The sequence below is a fragment of the Paenibacillus sp. MZ03-122A genome (assembly GCF_024213325.1).
Taxonomy (GTDB): Bacteria; Bacillota; Bacilli; order Paenibacillales; family Paenibacillaceae; genus Paenibacillus; species Paenibacillus polymyxa_B.
This window is the reverse complement of the sequence record NZ_JANAVI010000005.1, coordinates 306565-323193: the sequence shown is the minus strand read 5'-3', so window position 1 is coordinate 323193 and position 16629 is coordinate 306565. Positions and strand designations below refer to the sequence as shown.

The 16629-nt window shown below is 45.7% G+C and carries 16 protein-coding genes; 4 read left to right on the top strand and 12 right to left on the bottom strand.

Annotated elements, in window-relative coordinates:
• Positions 1-62: 62 nt before the first annotated feature.
• Positions 63-1151, bottom strand: coding sequence for a site-2 protease family protein (locus NLX74_RS13625; RefSeq protein WP_235307180.1), 1089 nt, complete (start codon positions 1149-1151; stop codon positions 63-65).
• 158 nt (positions 1152-1309) lie between these two features.
• Here NLX74_RS13625 and NLX74_RS13620 point away from each other — a divergent pair, with 158 nt between their 5' ends.
• The gene (locus tag NLX74_RS13620) at positions 1310-4669 is read left to right on the top strand and encodes a DEAD/DEAH box helicase (RefSeq protein WP_254329052.1); all 3360 of its coding nucleotides are present in this window, start codon (positions 1310-1312) and stop codon (positions 4667-4669) included.
• A gap of 126 nt (positions 4670-4795) precedes the next feature.
• On the opposite strand, the gene NLX74_RS13615 is transcribed toward NLX74_RS13620, so the two are convergent.
• The 10 genes from NLX74_RS13615 to NLX74_RS13570 all read right to left on the bottom strand — a co-directional run bounded on the left by NLX74_RS13615 (position 4796) and on the right by NLX74_RS13570 (position 13129).
• A complete protein-coding gene (locus tag NLX74_RS13615) occupies positions 4796-5746 on the bottom strand; it encodes a ring-cleaving dioxygenase (RefSeq protein ID WP_254329051.1) in 951 nt (316 codons plus the stop codon).
• A gap of 55 nt (positions 5747-5801) precedes the next feature.
• Positions 5802-6428, bottom strand: coding sequence for a nitroreductase family protein (locus tag NLX74_RS13610; RefSeq protein WP_039270528.1), 627 nt, complete (start codon positions 6426-6428; stop codon positions 5802-5804).
• Positions 6429-6572: 144 nt separating this feature from the next.
• Positions 6573-6944: an MmcQ/YjbR family DNA-binding protein gene (locus NLX74_RS13605; protein WP_254329050.1), complete on the bottom strand. Its 372-nt coding sequence runs from the start codon at positions 6942-6944 to the stop codon at positions 6573-6575.
• Positions 6945-7311: 367 nt separating this feature from the next.
• Complete coding sequence (locus NLX74_RS13600; RefSeq protein ID WP_254329049.1) at positions 7312-7869, bottom strand: NADPH-dependent FMN reductase; 558 nt, start codon at positions 7867-7869, stop codon at positions 7312-7314.
• A gap of 196 nt (positions 7870-8065) precedes the next feature.
• On the bottom strand, positions 8066-9073 hold the full coding sequence (locus NLX74_RS13595) for an AI-2E family transporter (RefSeq protein WP_254329048.1): 1008 nt from the start codon (positions 9071-9073) through the stop codon (positions 8066-8068).
• Positions 9074-9128: 55 nt separating this feature from the next.
• Entirely contained in the window at positions 9129-9545 is a 417-nt protein-coding gene (psiE, locus tag NLX74_RS13590) for a phosphate-starvation-inducible protein PsiE (protein ID WP_081330719.1), read from the bottom strand.
• An 87-nt stretch (positions 9546-9632) separates the two neighbouring features.
• A complete protein-coding gene (locus tag NLX74_RS13585) occupies positions 9633-10127 on the bottom strand; it encodes a DedA family protein (protein ID WP_013308662.1) in 495 nt (164 codons plus the stop codon).
• A gap of 22 nt (positions 10128-10149) precedes the next feature.
• Positions 10150-10659, bottom strand: a complete 510-nt coding sequence (gene pssA / locus NLX74_RS13580) for a CDP-diacylglycerol--serine O-phosphatidyltransferase (protein WP_254329047.1) — start codon at positions 10657-10659, stop codon at positions 10150-10152.
• 23 nt (positions 10660-10682) lie between these two features.
• Positions 10683-12452 carry a sensor histidine kinase gene (locus NLX74_RS13575; protein WP_254329046.1) on the bottom strand — a complete coding sequence of 590 codons (1770 nt, stop codon included), beginning with the start codon at positions 12450-12452 and terminating at the stop codon, positions 10683-10685.
• Positions 12449-13129, bottom strand: a complete 681-nt coding sequence (locus NLX74_RS13570; protein WP_061831262.1) for a response regulator transcription factor — start codon at positions 13127-13129, stop codon at positions 12449-12451. The genes NLX74_RS13575 and NLX74_RS13570 overlap by 4 nt, the downstream gene beginning before the upstream one ends.
• 211 nt (positions 13130-13340) lie before the next feature.
• On the opposite strand from NLX74_RS13570, the gene NLX74_RS13565 reads away from it, so the two are divergent.
• Together NLX74_RS13565 and NLX74_RS13560 are read left to right on the top strand one after the other, a co-directional pair.
• The gene (locus NLX74_RS13565) at positions 13341-14684 is read left to right on the top strand and encodes a glycoside hydrolase family 30 protein (protein WP_235307176.1); all 1344 of its coding nucleotides are present in this window, start codon (positions 13341-13343) and stop codon (positions 14682-14684) included.
• 163 nt (positions 14685-14847) lie between these two features.
• The gene (locus NLX74_RS13560) at positions 14848-15237 is read left to right on the top strand and encodes a winged helix-turn-helix transcriptional regulator (protein WP_061831260.1); all 390 of its coding nucleotides are present in this window, start codon (positions 14848-14850) and stop codon (positions 15235-15237) included.
• A gap of 182 nt (positions 15238-15419) precedes the next feature.
• Here NLX74_RS13560 and NLX74_RS13555 read toward each other — a convergent pair whose 3' ends face one another.
• Entirely contained in the window at positions 15420-15911 is a 492-nt protein-coding gene (locus NLX74_RS13555; protein ID WP_254329045.1) for a phenolic acid decarboxylase, read from the bottom strand.
• Between the two features lie 167 nt (positions 15912-16078).
• Between NLX74_RS13555 and NLX74_RS13550 the strand changes: the two genes are divergently transcribed.
• The gene (locus NLX74_RS13550) at positions 16079-16627 is read left to right on the top strand and encodes a PadR family transcriptional regulator (protein ID WP_302058587.1); all 549 of its coding nucleotides are present in this window, start codon (positions 16079-16081) and stop codon (positions 16625-16627) included.
• Positions 16628-16629 lie beyond the last annotated feature (2 nt).

Below are 16629 nucleotides of genomic sequence, written 5' to 3'. Positions count from 1 at the left end.
TCCTATAAGCTGTACCGTTGCCTTAATGATCTAAAATCTTGACCAAGCACTCATTATTCAGATCACAGCCTAATATCCCCTATATGCTGGTGCACCACATACATCATCCCCATCAGGAATACGGCCAAAGCTAAGTAACTGATGCCAAATTTCCAGCGTGATGATGCGGGCACTTCGTAATATTTATCATTTTCAAACGGAATGTAATCAATCCCACACAGCAATCTGAGCTGGTACGCATCCGGCGTCGGTATATGTTCCACACCGTTCAGCCATACATGCTGGACAAGACACTGCTGCGGCAGCTTAAGTGTCTGCTCCACATCCAAACTTTCCATATACACCGTCACATATTGCTGCCCCTCCAAATCCGAGTAGGTATTAAAGGATAATCTGCGTGTATGCTCCGGTCCGGGCAGTGGATATCCTTGCTCATACAGATGCTGTACATTCACCAGCGGCTTTTGCAAAAAAGATTGGATCTTGACCTCTCCTTTATTGCGTTTAACATATTTTTTGTACAAATCGTAGGCAAAGAACGCCCATATGAAGAAAAATAAAAAGGATTTTAAATATACTACGACTACAATTCCACCCAATAAGCCCACCAGCCACAGCCAACGCGTCACTGCCGTGGAAATTCGTCCTCCGTCGAGTGGATGAATCGGCAGCAGGTTGATCAGGTTCAGGAAAAAGCCGACATACGAGAGCGCATACAACAGGGGACTGTCTGTTGCATAGGCTCCTGCGTATACCGCCATAGCCCCAACCGTCCCCAGTAACGGGCCGCCCATGGCTACATAAGCCTCTGTCTGCGCATCCAAAGGTTGCCGTTTCATTGTGATCAGCGCACCGAGAAAAGGAATAAATAACGGTGCTGACACGGGAAGCCCCTTGCGCTTGGCAGCCCATACATGTCCCAGCTCATGCACAAACAACAGCAACACGAATCCGACCGCAAATCCCCACGGGTAAATGATCGCATATGTGCTAATCGTTATCGCCATAGATATCAGCGCACCGCCAAATTTACTGAATTTTAAAAGGGCAAGTAACGACTTACCTTTCAGAAGAAGCAATGCTGCTGCACTACCAAGGTACCATTTGGATGAGCCGGATTTGGAATCGGTCTTTTTCTCTTCATTTTGCAAAGGTATCCGTCTCCTTTCTTTAACACTTCCATTGTATCCTGCTATGTGCAGCTTGTAAAAACTTCTCTAACCCACAGATAAGCACCCAAGTGTCCATCCTCCTATCTGTTCTGTTATCATGTAAGAAAACGGAATAACCCAGGAAAGGATTACGAATCATGAGTTTTGAACTTACCCGGCGAGCCATCAGACAACTATGCAGTCAAGCCGCTTATGACGACGGGGATGCCTATTACCGGGCCAAAAGAGTGGCCTTTACACAAATAGATCATGATGAAGGTGTGTACGAAGCTACGGTCAAAGGAAGCAGCTTTTATGCTGTTGCGGCGATGATCCGATCCAATGGAAGTATCCGAGCAGAATGCACCTGTAGCACATTTCAGAACACCGGACGATATTGTAAACATATCGCAGCTGTTCTCCTTAACGCCCATGATATACGCCGTGGAAAAAGTCTGTCTGTGCGCTCCTATGCCTCCAGGCTTCATCCCGGTACTGCCCCAGATACAGCAGGGAGCATGGATTCAGACGGGATGTACACATCTACAGATGCTCCATATGATCACACTGCTAGAACGGAACGATCCTCTGACATCACACGAGGCGATCTCCAGCTGACCGACAGTATGTTAAAACTATTTGACCGCAAGCGACCGCTTCGCAGCACACCAACCCTGCTGGATACTCGCGCGGTCTTGGATTTTCAGTTCGTCATCCGGCCTTTTGCCTATGGTTACCAAAAATATATGTTTGGTGTAGAAATGAAGGCTGGTCCCAAACGATTATATATCGTGCAGAAAATTCGTCCGTTTCTGGATAGTATTGACCGTGGGGATAGCTACATGTTCACAAAAAGCTTCTCGTACGAGCCTGAGTTGTACCGCTTCCGTCCTGAACATGACGCTATTCTCCAGCAATTATCCCAGGTGTGCCACCATGAGCGTATGATTCGGGAAACCTCAGGCACGTATTCATCTTCCAGTAGTCATATGAGCGGCGAGCGAATGCTCCTCATCCCGCCTGCGGCTTGGGAAAAGCTGCTCCCCTTGCTGACAGCAGCACAGGGCGTCTACTTTGAAATTCACGGAAACATGAGCGACGGTATTCCCCAGTCCGACCTGATGCTTCCGCTGCAATTTGAATTTGATGAGGCCGAAATCGAAGGCTACCAGCTAAGCATTCAAGGATTAGATGACTTGACCATCATGGAAGACTATGGTGTCGTCATTGCCGATGGCAAGCTTGTCAAACAGAAAGCCGATCCCTTACGGCGTTTGTCCGAGCTAAAACGGATGGTAGAAGTACACCACAGGCGAAAAGTTCAGATTGCGCCAGAGCAGATGGAATCTTTTATGGACAAGGTTGTACCCGGGTTAATGAAGCTCGGACGTGTCCACATGACTCGGTCCGTCTCAGATCGGGTCACACAGCAGCCATTGAAGGCAAAGCTATATCTGGACCGGGTAAGAGACAAGCTGCTGGCAGGGCTGGAGTTCCAATATGGGGATATCATCATCAACCCGCTGGAAACAGATGCACGAACGCCTGGTATCGACCGAATTCTGATACGTGATGGGGAACAGGAGCAGCGGATTTTGGAGCTGATGGAGCATAGCTCCTTTGCCAGAACAGATAGCGGATATTTTATGGAAGATGAAGATGCAGAGTATGATTTTTTGTATCATACTGTTCCGCAACTGGAAAAGCTGCTGGACGTCTATGCCACAGGTGCAGTCAAAGCAAAAATAAACAATACTCTGCCTACCCCAAGGATACGCGCGGAGTGGGATGAACGTACAGATTGGCTTGAATTTAAATTTGATATGGAGGGCATACCGGAACCGGAAATTCGCAAACTGCTCAAATCGTTAGAGGAAAAACAGAAATATCACCGTCTTCCAAATGGTGCCTTGCTGCCGCTCGAAACAGAGGAGTACAAGGAATTGATTCGGTTCATGAATGAAACAGGTATCCGCAAAAGCGATCTGGATGCAGCGCAAATTCGTGTTCCCGTCACGCAAGGACTGTACTTAATTGATCCTCACGATCATGGGAAAAACCTGACTTTGGGTAAAACCTTTCGCCAGCTGTTGGAAAATATACGTAACCCTGACCATCTCGACTTTCCAGTTCCAGACATGCTTGCCCCAATCTTGAGAGATTATCAGGTTTACGGCTTTCAATGGCTTAAGACATTGGCGCATTACCGTTTTGGGGGCATTTTGGCAGATGATATGGGGCTGGGTAAAACGCTGCAAAGTATCGCCTTTCTCGTCTCAGTATTGCCGGAGATCCGCAGCCAGCAGCTTCCAGCCATGATCGTGTCCCCTGCATCACTGGTGTACAACTGGCGGAATGAGCTGGAGAAATTTGCTCCACACGTCCGCGTCACTATCGCAGATGGCAGCCCGGAAGAACGCGGCCGAATCATACGGGATGCCGCCAGTTATGACGTCGTCATTACGTCCTATCCGCTGCTACGGCGCGATGCAGATGTGTACAGCAAGCCATCGTTTCATACGCTCATTCTGGACGAGGCGCAGGCTTTCAAGAACCATGCCACCCAGACGGCACAGGCTGTTAAGGATGTAAAAGCTCGTTACCGTTTTGCCCTGACAGGAACGCCCGTAGAAAATACGTTGGAAGAGCTGTGGTCCATCTTTGACGTTGTATTTCCTGCGCTATTTCCCGGCGGGAAAAGAGCGTTTCACAACCTGCCTCGAAATGTGATCGCCAAGCGGGTTCGTCCGTTTTTGCTGCGCCGTCTTAAGAGTGATGTCCTCAAGGAGCTGCCGGAGAAAATCGAATCCGTGCAGGTATCCCGGCTTCTGCCAGATCAAAAAAAGCTGTACACCGCCTATCTGGCCAAGCTTCAGCATGAAACGTTGAAGCATCTCAACGAGGAAGGATTTCAGAAAAATCGGATCAAAATTCTCGCCGGTCTGACTCGACTTCGTCAGCTCTGTTGTCATCCGGGCTTGTTCATCGAAGGATATACGGGAAGCTCTGCTAAATTTGAACAGCTGTTGGAGATCATTACGGAATGTCTCAGCTCCGGGAAACGGATGCTCATTTTTTCACAGTTCACCACAATGCTTCAAATGATCGGACGCGAGCTTACTCGAGAAGGGGTGTCCTACTTTTACCTGGATGGGCAGACTCCTGCTCTGGAACGAGTCGAGTTGTGCAGTCGCTTCAACGAAGGAGAACGCGAGCTGTTCCTGATTTCCCTAAAAGCAGGAGGCACTGGCCTGAACCTCACTGGTGCAGATACAGTCATTTTGTATGACCTGTGGTGGAATCCCGCTGTAGAGGAGCAGGCTACCAACCGAGCACACCGAATGGGCCAGAAAAAAGTCGTGCAGGTTATTCGTCTCGTCGCCCAAGGTACGGTAGAGGACAAAATGTATGAGCTGCAACAAAAAAAGAAAAACATGATCGACCAGGTCATTCAGCCGGGGCAAGAAACCCTTTCGGCACTGACCGAGCTGGAGATTCGTGAACTGCTCATGATCTAGCCAACTCTCCACGCTTATTTTTACGTTAGTATGACAATTCCACATGCAAAAAAGGTCCAATTGACGGTAGAAGTTTTCCCGCATTGGACCTTTTTCGTTCTAATATGATTGTTTTGATCGAGCAGATTAATCCTGTTTTAATACTCTAGGTTCAATGGGAACCAGGTTAGACTCAATCTGGGTACGCTGAGGCTCATACCATTCAGGCAGCATCAGCTTATGTCCCAACTCATTCAATTCCTCATCCACGGTAAATCCGGGTGGATCGGTTGCGATCTCGAATAAAATACCGCCCCGCTCGCGGAAGTATACGGCATTAAAGTATTGGCGATCTACAATACCACTGGTCCCAAAACCATGCTGATGAACCCATTCGTTCCACGCCTGATGCTCCGTATCATCCTGCGCGCGCCAGGCAATATGGTGAACCGTACCGGCGCCGCCATTCCCCCACGGGACATCTTTGACCGGAATGTCGATCAGGTTGCCCAAATCACCTGTCGTCTGATAGCGGATGTAGCCTGCATTTGCGTCTTCTCCGATGAGAGTCATCCCCAGGACGTTCTCCAACACCCCTTGCGTATGCTTGGAATCCGCACTGTACAGTACCGCCCCGCCAAAGCCCTTGATAGCTTTATCCGTAGGCACACCCCCGGCTGTCCACGTGTTCAACGGGCCATCTTCCCGCTCCACCAACTCCAGATGCAAACCCTCGTTGTCTCGGAACTGGATGAATGACTCGCCAAAACGAGTGGCCTTCGTGAAAGATACTTTCAAGCTGTGCAGACGGTTTTCCCAGTATTCCAAAGCACCGGACGACACGACATACGTCGTAATCCCGACCTGTCCGCCTCCAATCTTACCCTTGCGTGTACCCGGAGCTGGAAAAAAAGTAATGATCGTGCCCGGGCTGCCCTCTTCATTACCAAAGTACAAATGGTATACTTCTGGAGCATCAAAGTTGATCGTCTTTTTAATCAATCGCAGACCAAGTACGCCTGCGTAAAAATCAACGTTGCCCTGCGGGTCGCCTGCAAAGGACGTGATATGGTGAATTCCAGCGGTTTTCAATGACATCTTTATCACTCCTTCATTAACATGTTGATTTATTTACACAAATGATTTACAAATTTCAAAATCCATTGTAGCTGACAAATTGTCCAACCGGCTTGCGGTATCCCCGTGCCCGCTGACCCGATTCGTCCTCTTTACCCAAGGTAATCATCATTACCGGTACAAATTGCTCTGGAATATTTAGTACTTCCTGCACCTTCGCCGGATCAAAACCGATCATCGGGCAAGTATCCCAGCCTTTGTCCTTGGCAATCAGCATCAATTGCATAGCCGACAGGCTGGCATTACGTATCGCTTCTTCTCTCTGGAAGACAGGTCCCCGTTCGCGATAAAACTGAGTTACCGATTCCACTGTACTATCATATTCCTGCTTGCTCAGAACGCCCAAATTCAGGAATCCTTCGTTGAGGTCGGCTACCTTGGTATAAGCCTCTGTATCCCCCAACACTACAATGGTCGCCGAAGCCGTTAATATTTTATACTGCTTACTTGCCTCATCATGCAGTCTTTGTTTGGTATCAGCATCCTGCACTACGATATAACGCGCATGCTGTAAATTGAAAGCCGATGGAGCAAACTTCACCAGCTGAAATATTTCTTCTAGTTCTTTTGCATCTATAGTAACATCAGGAATAAATTTAGAAGCTGATCTTCTCTCTTGAATAATATTCACCAGTTCGCTCATGTTAAGTTCCACTCCTTGATATTATTTTCAAATGAATTATCTTTAAATTAAGAATATATCCATTCGTGATTTCTGTCAAGTAAAACTATAATAATGTTAATAAGTATGTTGAGATACAACCTAAGGGCTTATACCAGCAGCCCTTTACAGATCCGTTGCCCGTATTCTCATCGTAATCGCTTCGCGTTGCGCTTTGGTTAAGCTCTTGAAGACCAGCTCATACGAATGGTCGATCATGCTGTATAAATCCTCCATTGGGAAGGTAGCATCAACCTCAATCGTATTCCAATGCTTTTTATTCAAATGATAGCCTGGCTTAATCGCTTTGTTTTGTTCACGCAGATTTACCGCAATGATCGGATCACATTTCAAGGATAGGTAGCTAATGCCGCCTTTTTCAGATAATAGAGCAAACATTTTGCCCCCAACTTTCAGTACCAGTATTTCAGCACCAAATGGATAATCCTTAACGGCCTCTTTTTGGCTCAGACCATACGCTACAATTTGTTCATACACCAGCCTTCACTCCTTTGCTTGAGTCATCATCTATGAAACGATTTGTGCCCTATTATATCACGCTCTCCACTTACAATAGTCCCGTAAGATTTCACACGGTGACGAAGCTGCCATCCAAGGATGAGGCCAATTTATATTCGCTGTTTGCTGGCAATCCGAAGGCACAAACGCTTATGCAATGATCGCCCTTCGTGGTTGTTGCAGACGACGGACAGCGTCTGGGCGTATATGACCTGCGTTTCTATCGGGAGGGTCAATCCTTTCAATATGTTTTACTGTAAAGTCAATTATATGAAGAAGCGGCAGCTTCGAAGGTGAGATATAATCTTAGACTGCCGCTGCTTTTCCTTTATTAAACTTCAAAAATCTAAAGAGTTCCTGTGCTTAAGCAAGCTTGCTCAAGCCCTTGAAGTAATGCTTCTAGCTCCTGCCTAGTTTCAGCGTTTGTAATTTCACCTTCCTGGTTTAGCTTCAAGGTGATATGCGGAATAATGACCTTTCCATTCTCCACAATCTCTGCATTGATCATTTGCAATGTGAGCAGCAGCGAGGCATGCGCCAGATGGCCGCCCATAGGAGACGGTGACGCGCTGATGACCGCTGTAGGTTTATTTACAAATTCACCTGAAGATACGAGCCAATCCAAGGCATTTTTCAAAGCACCCGGCACACCATTCCCATATTCCGGTGTACAGATCAGCACTCCATCCACTTGTTTCAATTGTTCCCGTAGCTCTCTTACGGAAGCTGACCCCTCCTCTACATCCAAGTCAGGGTTAAAATGCGGAAGATCCCCCAATCCATCATAGACTGTGAACATCATATTTTCAGAAGCCAGTCCCATAGCAGCCTTCATAAGCGCTGTATTGGAGGATTTTTGACGAAGGCTACCCGATATAGCCAATACCTTAATTTTCTGTTCCATCCGATCATCTCATTTCTTTTATCTTGATCTAATCTTGCATATTTAGTGTACTATAGCTAACAAGAGAATTAAAAAGTGGATGAGCGTCAGCGATTCTTCCTATGAACAAACGGGCAATAAAAAAATGCCTGCGGCTTCGCAGGCATTGGTAATGAATCAATAGTCACTATACTAGGGTGGAATCTGTAGTGCTGAATCAAGTATCCTTCTCTTGCTTGCGTTTTATCCCAATCAGATCCAGGAAGAAAACAAACAACGGAATACCTACAATCAAGCCCCAAATTCCAATCAGATGCTCAGAGAAAATAAGTACGACAAAGGTAAAGAATATCGGTAAATTCGTTTTGGATGACATCAGCTTCGGATTTAAGAAATAGGCCTCAATCGCATGAATCACCACGATCAGAATAACCAGATAAACCACATATTGAATGCCGCCGACACTGAAAGCGATCAGGCCGAGCGGTGCCAGTGAGATAAACACACCTGCCACCGGAACCAATCCCAGTACGAAAATGATGAGCGCAAGACCGAGCAGATTAGGGAAGCCCATAATCCAGAGCGCAATCGTGGTCAATATACAATTAATAAGTGAAATCAGCAGTTGAGCCTCCAATACCTTCCCGAACGTACCCAGAAACATACGGCCAAAATGACCCACTTCCTTGAAAAACCAACCCAGCTTGCTATCTACAAACGTAGCTGTAAAACGTGTAATATAGGATTTTTCCATCAGGAAGAACAAGCTCAAAATAATCGACACCAGAAGCTGTGTTCCTAATTGACTGACCTTCATCACTGCACTCAGGCCAGGCTCAAATAGCCGCTGAGCATTCAGCGTATCCATAAATTCGATAATCGTTTCGTTCCATTGATTGCGATCAGGATACATATACGCTTGCTGAATCATGAGATACACCTGCTTGACCTGTACAACGATTAGCGGCACCATTCGGTAAACGCCCCACACCATAATCAGAATTAGCAAACCATACACCAGGAGTAGCACGATCATTGACGGCACATTGACGAACCGCTTGACCAGCTTATTCACTCCGTTATATATACTGCCAATCAAGATCGTAAGCAGCAGTGTTAACAACATAATATTCATCATGCTTCTTAACATAAACAACAGCAAAACGATTATCGCAAGGACGGCTACCCGCCTGACGCCCGCATGATTCATCCAGTTTCTTACCATTCGTCTTTATTCCCTCTCTCCCACTTGACTGTCAACTTTGCAATCTTCCTGAGCATCAACTTTCTCTTTTTAACAATTTACTGTTAGCGATCAATAGAGAACCTACCATGACTAGGATAGCAATAGACCACCAGAATGTATTTTTAGCATCATCATGATCTACAATAATGAGCCTGATGACAGCCGTGATCCCAATATAGATAAAATAACGTAATGGAAAATGAAAATTGGTTTTAAAGTACTTAACTATTAATGCTATGAATTCAAAGTACAAGAAAAACACAAGCAACTCTTCCGTGAATTCATAGTAATTTTTGTCGGTCTCTGCGTACAAAAAAACATAAGAAAAAATGGACCATGTTTCTTTTAGCAGTAAGAAGCTTAAAATCAGCCCGACCAGAAACAGCGAGATATTCAAGATCATTTGCAGAAAACTCGGTAACTTCTCAATATACTTCATTAGTACATTCAATACAGATCCCCTCACTGGTTGTACAGTATCTTTATTTATATTATCGGTGGTATACGTGAAAAATGCTACATTACTTTTGAGGTCACCTTAATGAAAGTTTATATTCGCCCCTGCAATATAACCAATGGAGATAAAGATAAGCGTCCATATCAGAGAACCTGCGCTTGCCACCAGCATATATTTTCGGACAGGCATCGCACTAATGCCCGACAAATAGCTTGTCGCATGTCTGACTCCTGGGATAAAATAACCGAACAAAATGGTCCACAACCCAAAGCGTGCAAACCACCCCTTAACTCTTGCAAATCGCTTCGGTGTCAATCCAACCCACTTGCCGTGCTTATCCACCAAGGGCTGACCCAGCTTTTTGCCTAGCGTGTAGCTGATCATCATCCCTGTCATTGCACCAATGAAGCTGACTAATATAGACACCGAATAATTCAGTACCATAATAGAAGATAAATAGCCGACAAACACCATAATAATTTCATCTGGAACCGGTAGGCCGATAATCCCAAGAGCAAGAAGAGCAAAAATAGCGATATATCCGTATTGTGTAATCATGCTGATGACCCATTCCATAGGGGAGCCACCTCCTGACCGATTATTTTTTGAAGGACGGAAAGGGAATACGGCTAACCATCAGGAACGACAGCACTACCATTAATGCAAGCAACAACTCCGGCTTCAAATGCTCACTCCATAAAAACATAAAGGACAAAACCACACCCGCCGCCGTAATCGGCATACCTACAAATCCTTTGCTAAAAGCCATTAGGTTGAATCTTGCCAATCTTACCGCACCGCATATGACAAACAAAACAGCCACAAGCGGTCCTATCCAATGGGTATCTCCCAGCTTGTATAACAAGATCAAGAAAGCAGGGGCAACCCCAAATGAGACAACATCCGCCAGCGAATCGAGCTGTTTGCCAAAATCACTGGAACAATGCAACAGCCTTGCCAGCAAACCGTCTAATACATCCCATAAAGCAGCCACCACCACGAGAATAAAAGCGGTCATGTATTGCTCATGAATCGTGAAATACAGGGATAAGACCCCTGCCCCCAGGTTTGCAATCGTGCATAGTGAGGGCAACCAATTCCATTTCATACTCTCAACTCCTTTGCCATAGCTTAGCCTCCGAATATAACAACAAAACGGACGCCGTCCTTGGTATTCTCCACCTTATAGCGGAATTCGTGCAAATCCAAAATTCGTTTGACGATCGATAGCCCCAGTCCTGTCCCACCTGTCTGACGGCTTCGGGACAGCTCGGCCCGGTAAAAGCGATCCCATATCTGCTCCAGTTGATCGTCAGGAATGGTCTCACCTTTATTTTCAATGGAAAAAAAACTGATTTCCCCAGCACCTTCGATACGAATCGTGATCGAGCTCCCTTCCTCAGCATGTCGTATGGCATTGACAACAAAGTTGATAATCACCTGTTCCAGCCATCCTACATCGGCATGGATCGGCATCTCATTGGCGGGGATAATGACCACTTCCAGCTTTTTCTCCTTCAACAAATGGAATAACTTGTCCACGACCTCCTCCACCAGCTCACTCAAGATGAAGGTCGTCTTGCGAAGCTTGAGAGTACCCGATTCCAATTTGGCGAGGTCCAGCATATCTTTGACCAATCGCTCCATTTTGTCCGCTTCCTCTACAATGACTTTCATATAATGATCCTGCTTCCCGGCGCTAACCCCATCTTGTAATCCTTCTGCGAAGCCTTTAATGATACTCAGCGGAGTTTTCAGCTCATGAGAAGCGTTCGCAAAAAAGTCTTGTTGCACAGCCTCCATTCTCTGCTTCTGTTCCATGTCCTCCACTAATTGCTGATTGGCCTCCTGAAGCTCGCGCAAAGCTGTGTCCAGGTTCTGGGACAGGGTATACATGCTGTAGGACAGGCTGCCCAGTTCATCATTCTGCCGGATTGGTGTATGGGCTGTAAAATCGAGCTTAGCCATCCGCTTGGCGGTATTATTCAAAGCAATGAGCGGACGGGTCACCATCCGGGAATAGAACAGGGACAAAATCAGAATGAGTGCAAATCCCCCGATCCCTAGGTACAGATAAAACCAGCGCAGAGCTTCATTCGTCTCACTAATTTCCTGCAACGATGTCACTGTGAACAGGAGGTCGATCTCGCCTGTGTCCTGACGAACAGGATGGACTATGACTGCATTGCGTACCCCTGTCCAAGGTTCCGTCCACTCTTCTTCCAACACTTCGAAATTCTTAAGTTTCTCCAGATGCGCCTGCGATAAAGGGAACCATTCCTCCAGCGCACTAAACAGTAAGCCTTGTCGCTGACTCCATGTTTTCAGATCCGGCAGTACAATCTCTGTCACCGTACCGGAAAACCTTACACTGCCAGCTGTGCTTGCCTCTTCCGAAGTCGATCCTATATTTTTGAAACCAAGCTTCTGTATGCCGGTTGGATAAATTAAATTGGCGGTAGAGATGCCGTCCGTTCCCAATCCCTCACCTTCAACCGTTACCGTATCACCGGGCTGAATCCGAGCAGCTCTCAGTTCATCTCCGTACTCGCTCATAAACAGAGACAGCGATATTTTAACGATTTTACCATCCGCTTTTCTTAGATTGATATGAAACGCATCATCCAGCTTTACTTTGCCGTCCAGCGTTACAATCGCCAGCTGGTTTTTATTCTGAAGCATAAAGCGAGCTGCCTCACGGGAAACCCTGCCCGATCCCCAAGCCTCCTGGACATAACTTTGACCGAAGCTTTGCAAGCGGCTTTCCACACGACCAATCTTCTGTTCCTGATAAAAATTTTCAAAAAACAGCAATTGACTTAAAATCACCATACCGTAAAAACATAGGAAAAACACAACCGTCATAATGAACAACTTAAAGGTAACTCCCCGTTTGTTCATTCTTCCTCCTCAAACCTATAACCTGTACCAAAAACCGTACGGATATGGCGTGATTCACGGCCTAGCTTACTTCTCAGCTTTTTGATATGCGTATCGACAACTCGTGTATCTCCTTCAAAGTCAATGCCCCACACCCGGTTCAGTATCGCATCCCGTGAAATAACTATGCCTTTATTATGTATAAGCAGCCGCAGCAGCTCATACTCCTTGGGCGTCAGCTCGACTTCCGCCTGATCCACCTCAAGCCGATGAGCCATCGTGTTGAGAATGGCACTACCGAACCGCAAAATATGCGACTCCGGCTGTACATGTCCCTCCACCCGTTTCATCAGCGCGTTGGCGCGAGCGATCAGCACCTTAGGGCTGAAAGGTTTGGTCACGTAATCATCGGCTCCCAGTTCAAAGCCTAATATTTTATCATCATCACCGGATTTGGCTGTCAACAAAATGATCGGCACACCTGAGCGGCTACGCACCTGGCGGCACACCTCCCAACCATCCAGTTCCGGCATCATAATATCGAGTATAATCAGGTCCGGCTGCACCGAATCAAACCAGATCAGTGCATCTTTTCCATTGCCTGCTTCATAGACTTCCCAATTATTCTGTTTAAAATAGTCAGCAATCACTTCACGAATACGTATTTCATCCTCCACGAGAAGAACTCTTTTCTTCAATCGACTTCCCTCTTTCAGTCATTCTAGGACACCATCATATCAAAGACATGTGTACTTTATGTGTTCTTGACACTTCTTATCAGCAGAAGTTCTCATCCGCAAATTCAACCTTGGATTAGGGCAAATTTGTCTTGGCTCAGACCATCTCATCTCCTATGATCCTACCCTATAATAAGAAGAGATACAAAAAGCTTGAACAGGAGGGTAATACATGAGTAATCAAACCATTCAGTGGTTTTCCACTTCCAAAGCTAAAACTTGGCAATCCCAAGCTCATCATTTGACCGATACTCAAGAGAGTGCCAATCTAATCTTTACGGGAGAAACACATCAGCTTGTCGAAGGATTTGGTGGCTGTTTTAATGAATTAGGTTATGTGGCCCTGAACCATTTGGAAAAAGACGAACGAGATCGGGTGCTTCATTCTCTCTTTCATCCAGCGGGCGAGCACAAATTTGCGATTTGCCGACTTCCTATTGGAGCGAGTGACTACGCGCTGGAGTGGTACAGCCACAATGAAACAGACGGTGACGTGGAGATGAAGCACTTTTCCATTGAGCGTGATCAGCAATATCTCATTCCTTTTATTCGGGAAGCGTTACAACTCAATCCGGACTTGAAGTTGTTCGCTTCACCCTGGAGCCCGCCGACATGGATGAAATCACCGAAAGCCTACAATTACGGCACGCTGCGCTGGGAAAAGGATATTTTGAAAGCGTATGCATTATACTTTGTCAAATTTGTTCAGGCTTATCGCGAGGCAGGTATTACAATTCATCAGATTCATGTGCAAAATGAAGTCATTGCCGATCAGAAGTTCCCTTCCTGTGTATGGACCGGAGAGCAGCTGTGTGAATTTATTCGCGATTATTTGGGTCCTGCTTTTGAGGAACACGGACTGGATACGGAAATTTGGCTGGGCACCATTAACGCACCCGATCCGTGGGAGGAATTAATGAAAAAGACTTCGACCGGATTCGATGAGTATGCCCATACCGTGTTGAGTGACCCCGAGGCCTACAAATATATTAAAGGCGTAGGCTACCAGTGGGCAGGCAAAAATGCCATTCAGCGCACCGTTGCCAGTTATCCTGAGCTTCGTTACATGCAAACAGAAAATGAATGCGGGAACGGAGAAAACTCATGGGACTACGCCAAATATGTATATAATCTGTACCAGCACTACTTCACCAATGGCGTAAATGCTTATATTTACTGGAATATGGTTTTGGAACCGAAAGGCAAGAGTACATGGGGCTGGGAGCAAAATTCGATGATCACCGTTGATCCGGCGGATCGAAAACCTGTCTTGAACCCGGAATATTACGTCATGAAGCACTTTTCTCATTTTGTATTACCGGGTGCCCGACGCATAGGACTTCGTGGCTCATGGACTGGAAATGCAGTTGCTTTTCAAAATACAGACGGGCAAAGGGTGGTAGTCATCGCCAATCCGTTCAAGGAATCGCGTGTGCTGAATCTGTCTCTCGGAGAAACAACACACCGCTTGGAGATGGAGCCGGAGTCCTTTAATACTATTGTGATCCCTTCTTAACACCGCAGATTTCTGGACTCTTCCAGTCTTGCACACATCATTAGGTACCCCTGTCCAGTCTATAAGTGCCCAAGCATATGCATAGTTTCCAAAATGGATGTATATCCTTTTGCGTATAGTAGCTATAGATAGTATACTTGGAATAACTACGGACAGGAGGTCGATGAATATCACTACTGTAAAAGACCGGATAGATTTGAAGCTGATTAATTGTGATAAGGAATTGACTCTCGCGGTCATCGGTGGAAAATGGAAGCTGATTATTTTGTGGCATCTCGGTATGGAAGGCACCAAGCGGTTTGGTGAATTGAAGAAGCTAATCCCCCACATTACGCAAAAAATGCTGACCAACCAATTGCGTGAGCTGGAAGAAGATAAACTCATTCTGCGTAAAGTCTATCCTGTCGTTCCTCCACATGTGGAATATTCACTGACAGAGCATGGCGAAAGCCTGATTCCGGTACTGAGAGCAATGTACGATTGGGGATCAAACTATCGCGAGAACGTGATCTGGAAAGAAGAAGAAGAGATTCAGGACGTCACACCCGTGTGATCAGCAAAACAAGCATTTTGCGAAATGCTGAGCTATATTTTTAGTAGAGACGACCCTGGGGAGATCTGGGGTTGTTTTTTTATGATATAAAGACCATCACTTCAAACCATCTCCAGTTCACGTAAAAAAGCCTGAGACTGTTTATCACAGGCCAGGCTTTTACACTTTCAGCACAGAGTTGATTACACTTGCAGTTTACCTGTACGAATATCGTCTGTCATTCCTGCGTAAGGTGCTTGGGAAATTAATTGTTCGTTGTTCACACCCGCATTTTCGATGAATGTAATATCTGCAAATTCAGGAACCACATACTTCGGATACGTTTCATACTTTTCACGCGATTCCTCCATCAGCGGAATAAAATCGTTTTGATAGCGCACAGTGATTTCTGGATGCTCATGAACCCATTTAGGAAAGAAAATAATGCCATGCATACGTTTTTCCTCAGGCATAAAGTTCAGAGAAACGTCAGTGCCTGTCGGTTCGGTCCACGATACTTTATACACATTTTCCACCAGCTTCACCAGATTGACCTTCTGATCACGTACCCAGCGTCCGCCTACCATTCCACTATGAATGCGATAATCAATCGTATCTTCATTTTTAATATAAATTTCGTACTCCCAACCATTCTCATAGGTGTAGATCATGTGGCTACCGATAAACTTGTCCATCTTGCATCCTTCTTTCCTAAATTTTAAGTTTTCATGAATTAAATAAGAGAACAAAGTAAATAAATAATCAACTTATAACATGTAAATATAAACATGTTTTTAAATACATATAAATTGTAGCACTGTGGTATACTAGTGTCAAATACCGTTTTACGAGGAGAGCTACGTTGAAACGCACATTAAAATACGCCATTTTGGGCCTGGTTCATAAAGAGGAAATGAGCGGCTACGATATTACGAGTCAATTCAAGCAGGAAATTGGACAATTTTGGAGCGCCAAACACAGTCAGATTTATCCCGAGTTAAAAAGGCTGACCGAAGAGGAGCTTATTGAATATCGCACCTCCATTACAGGAGCCAAGCTGGAAAAGAAGCTGTACTGCATTACCCCCAAAGGAACCCAAGAACTGACCGAATGGCTTCTGAGTCCCAAAGAGTTACCAGAAACGGAAAAGGATGAGTTTATGCTCATGCTGTATTTTTCAGCGGCTATCCCCAAGGAAGAGAACAAGCGATTGTTCGAGGACCAGATAACCAAACGTAAAGAGAAGCTGGAGTATCTGTACGAAAGTAAAAAATCCCTCCAACGGCTGGACGAGAACCTTCAAGCCCCCGGTTCTAATCAATTCGGGCATTATCTGGTGCTGAGCCGTGCCATTAATCGGGAAGAAAGCTATATTACATGGCTGGAAGATACACTATCCCTGTTTGAATAGCC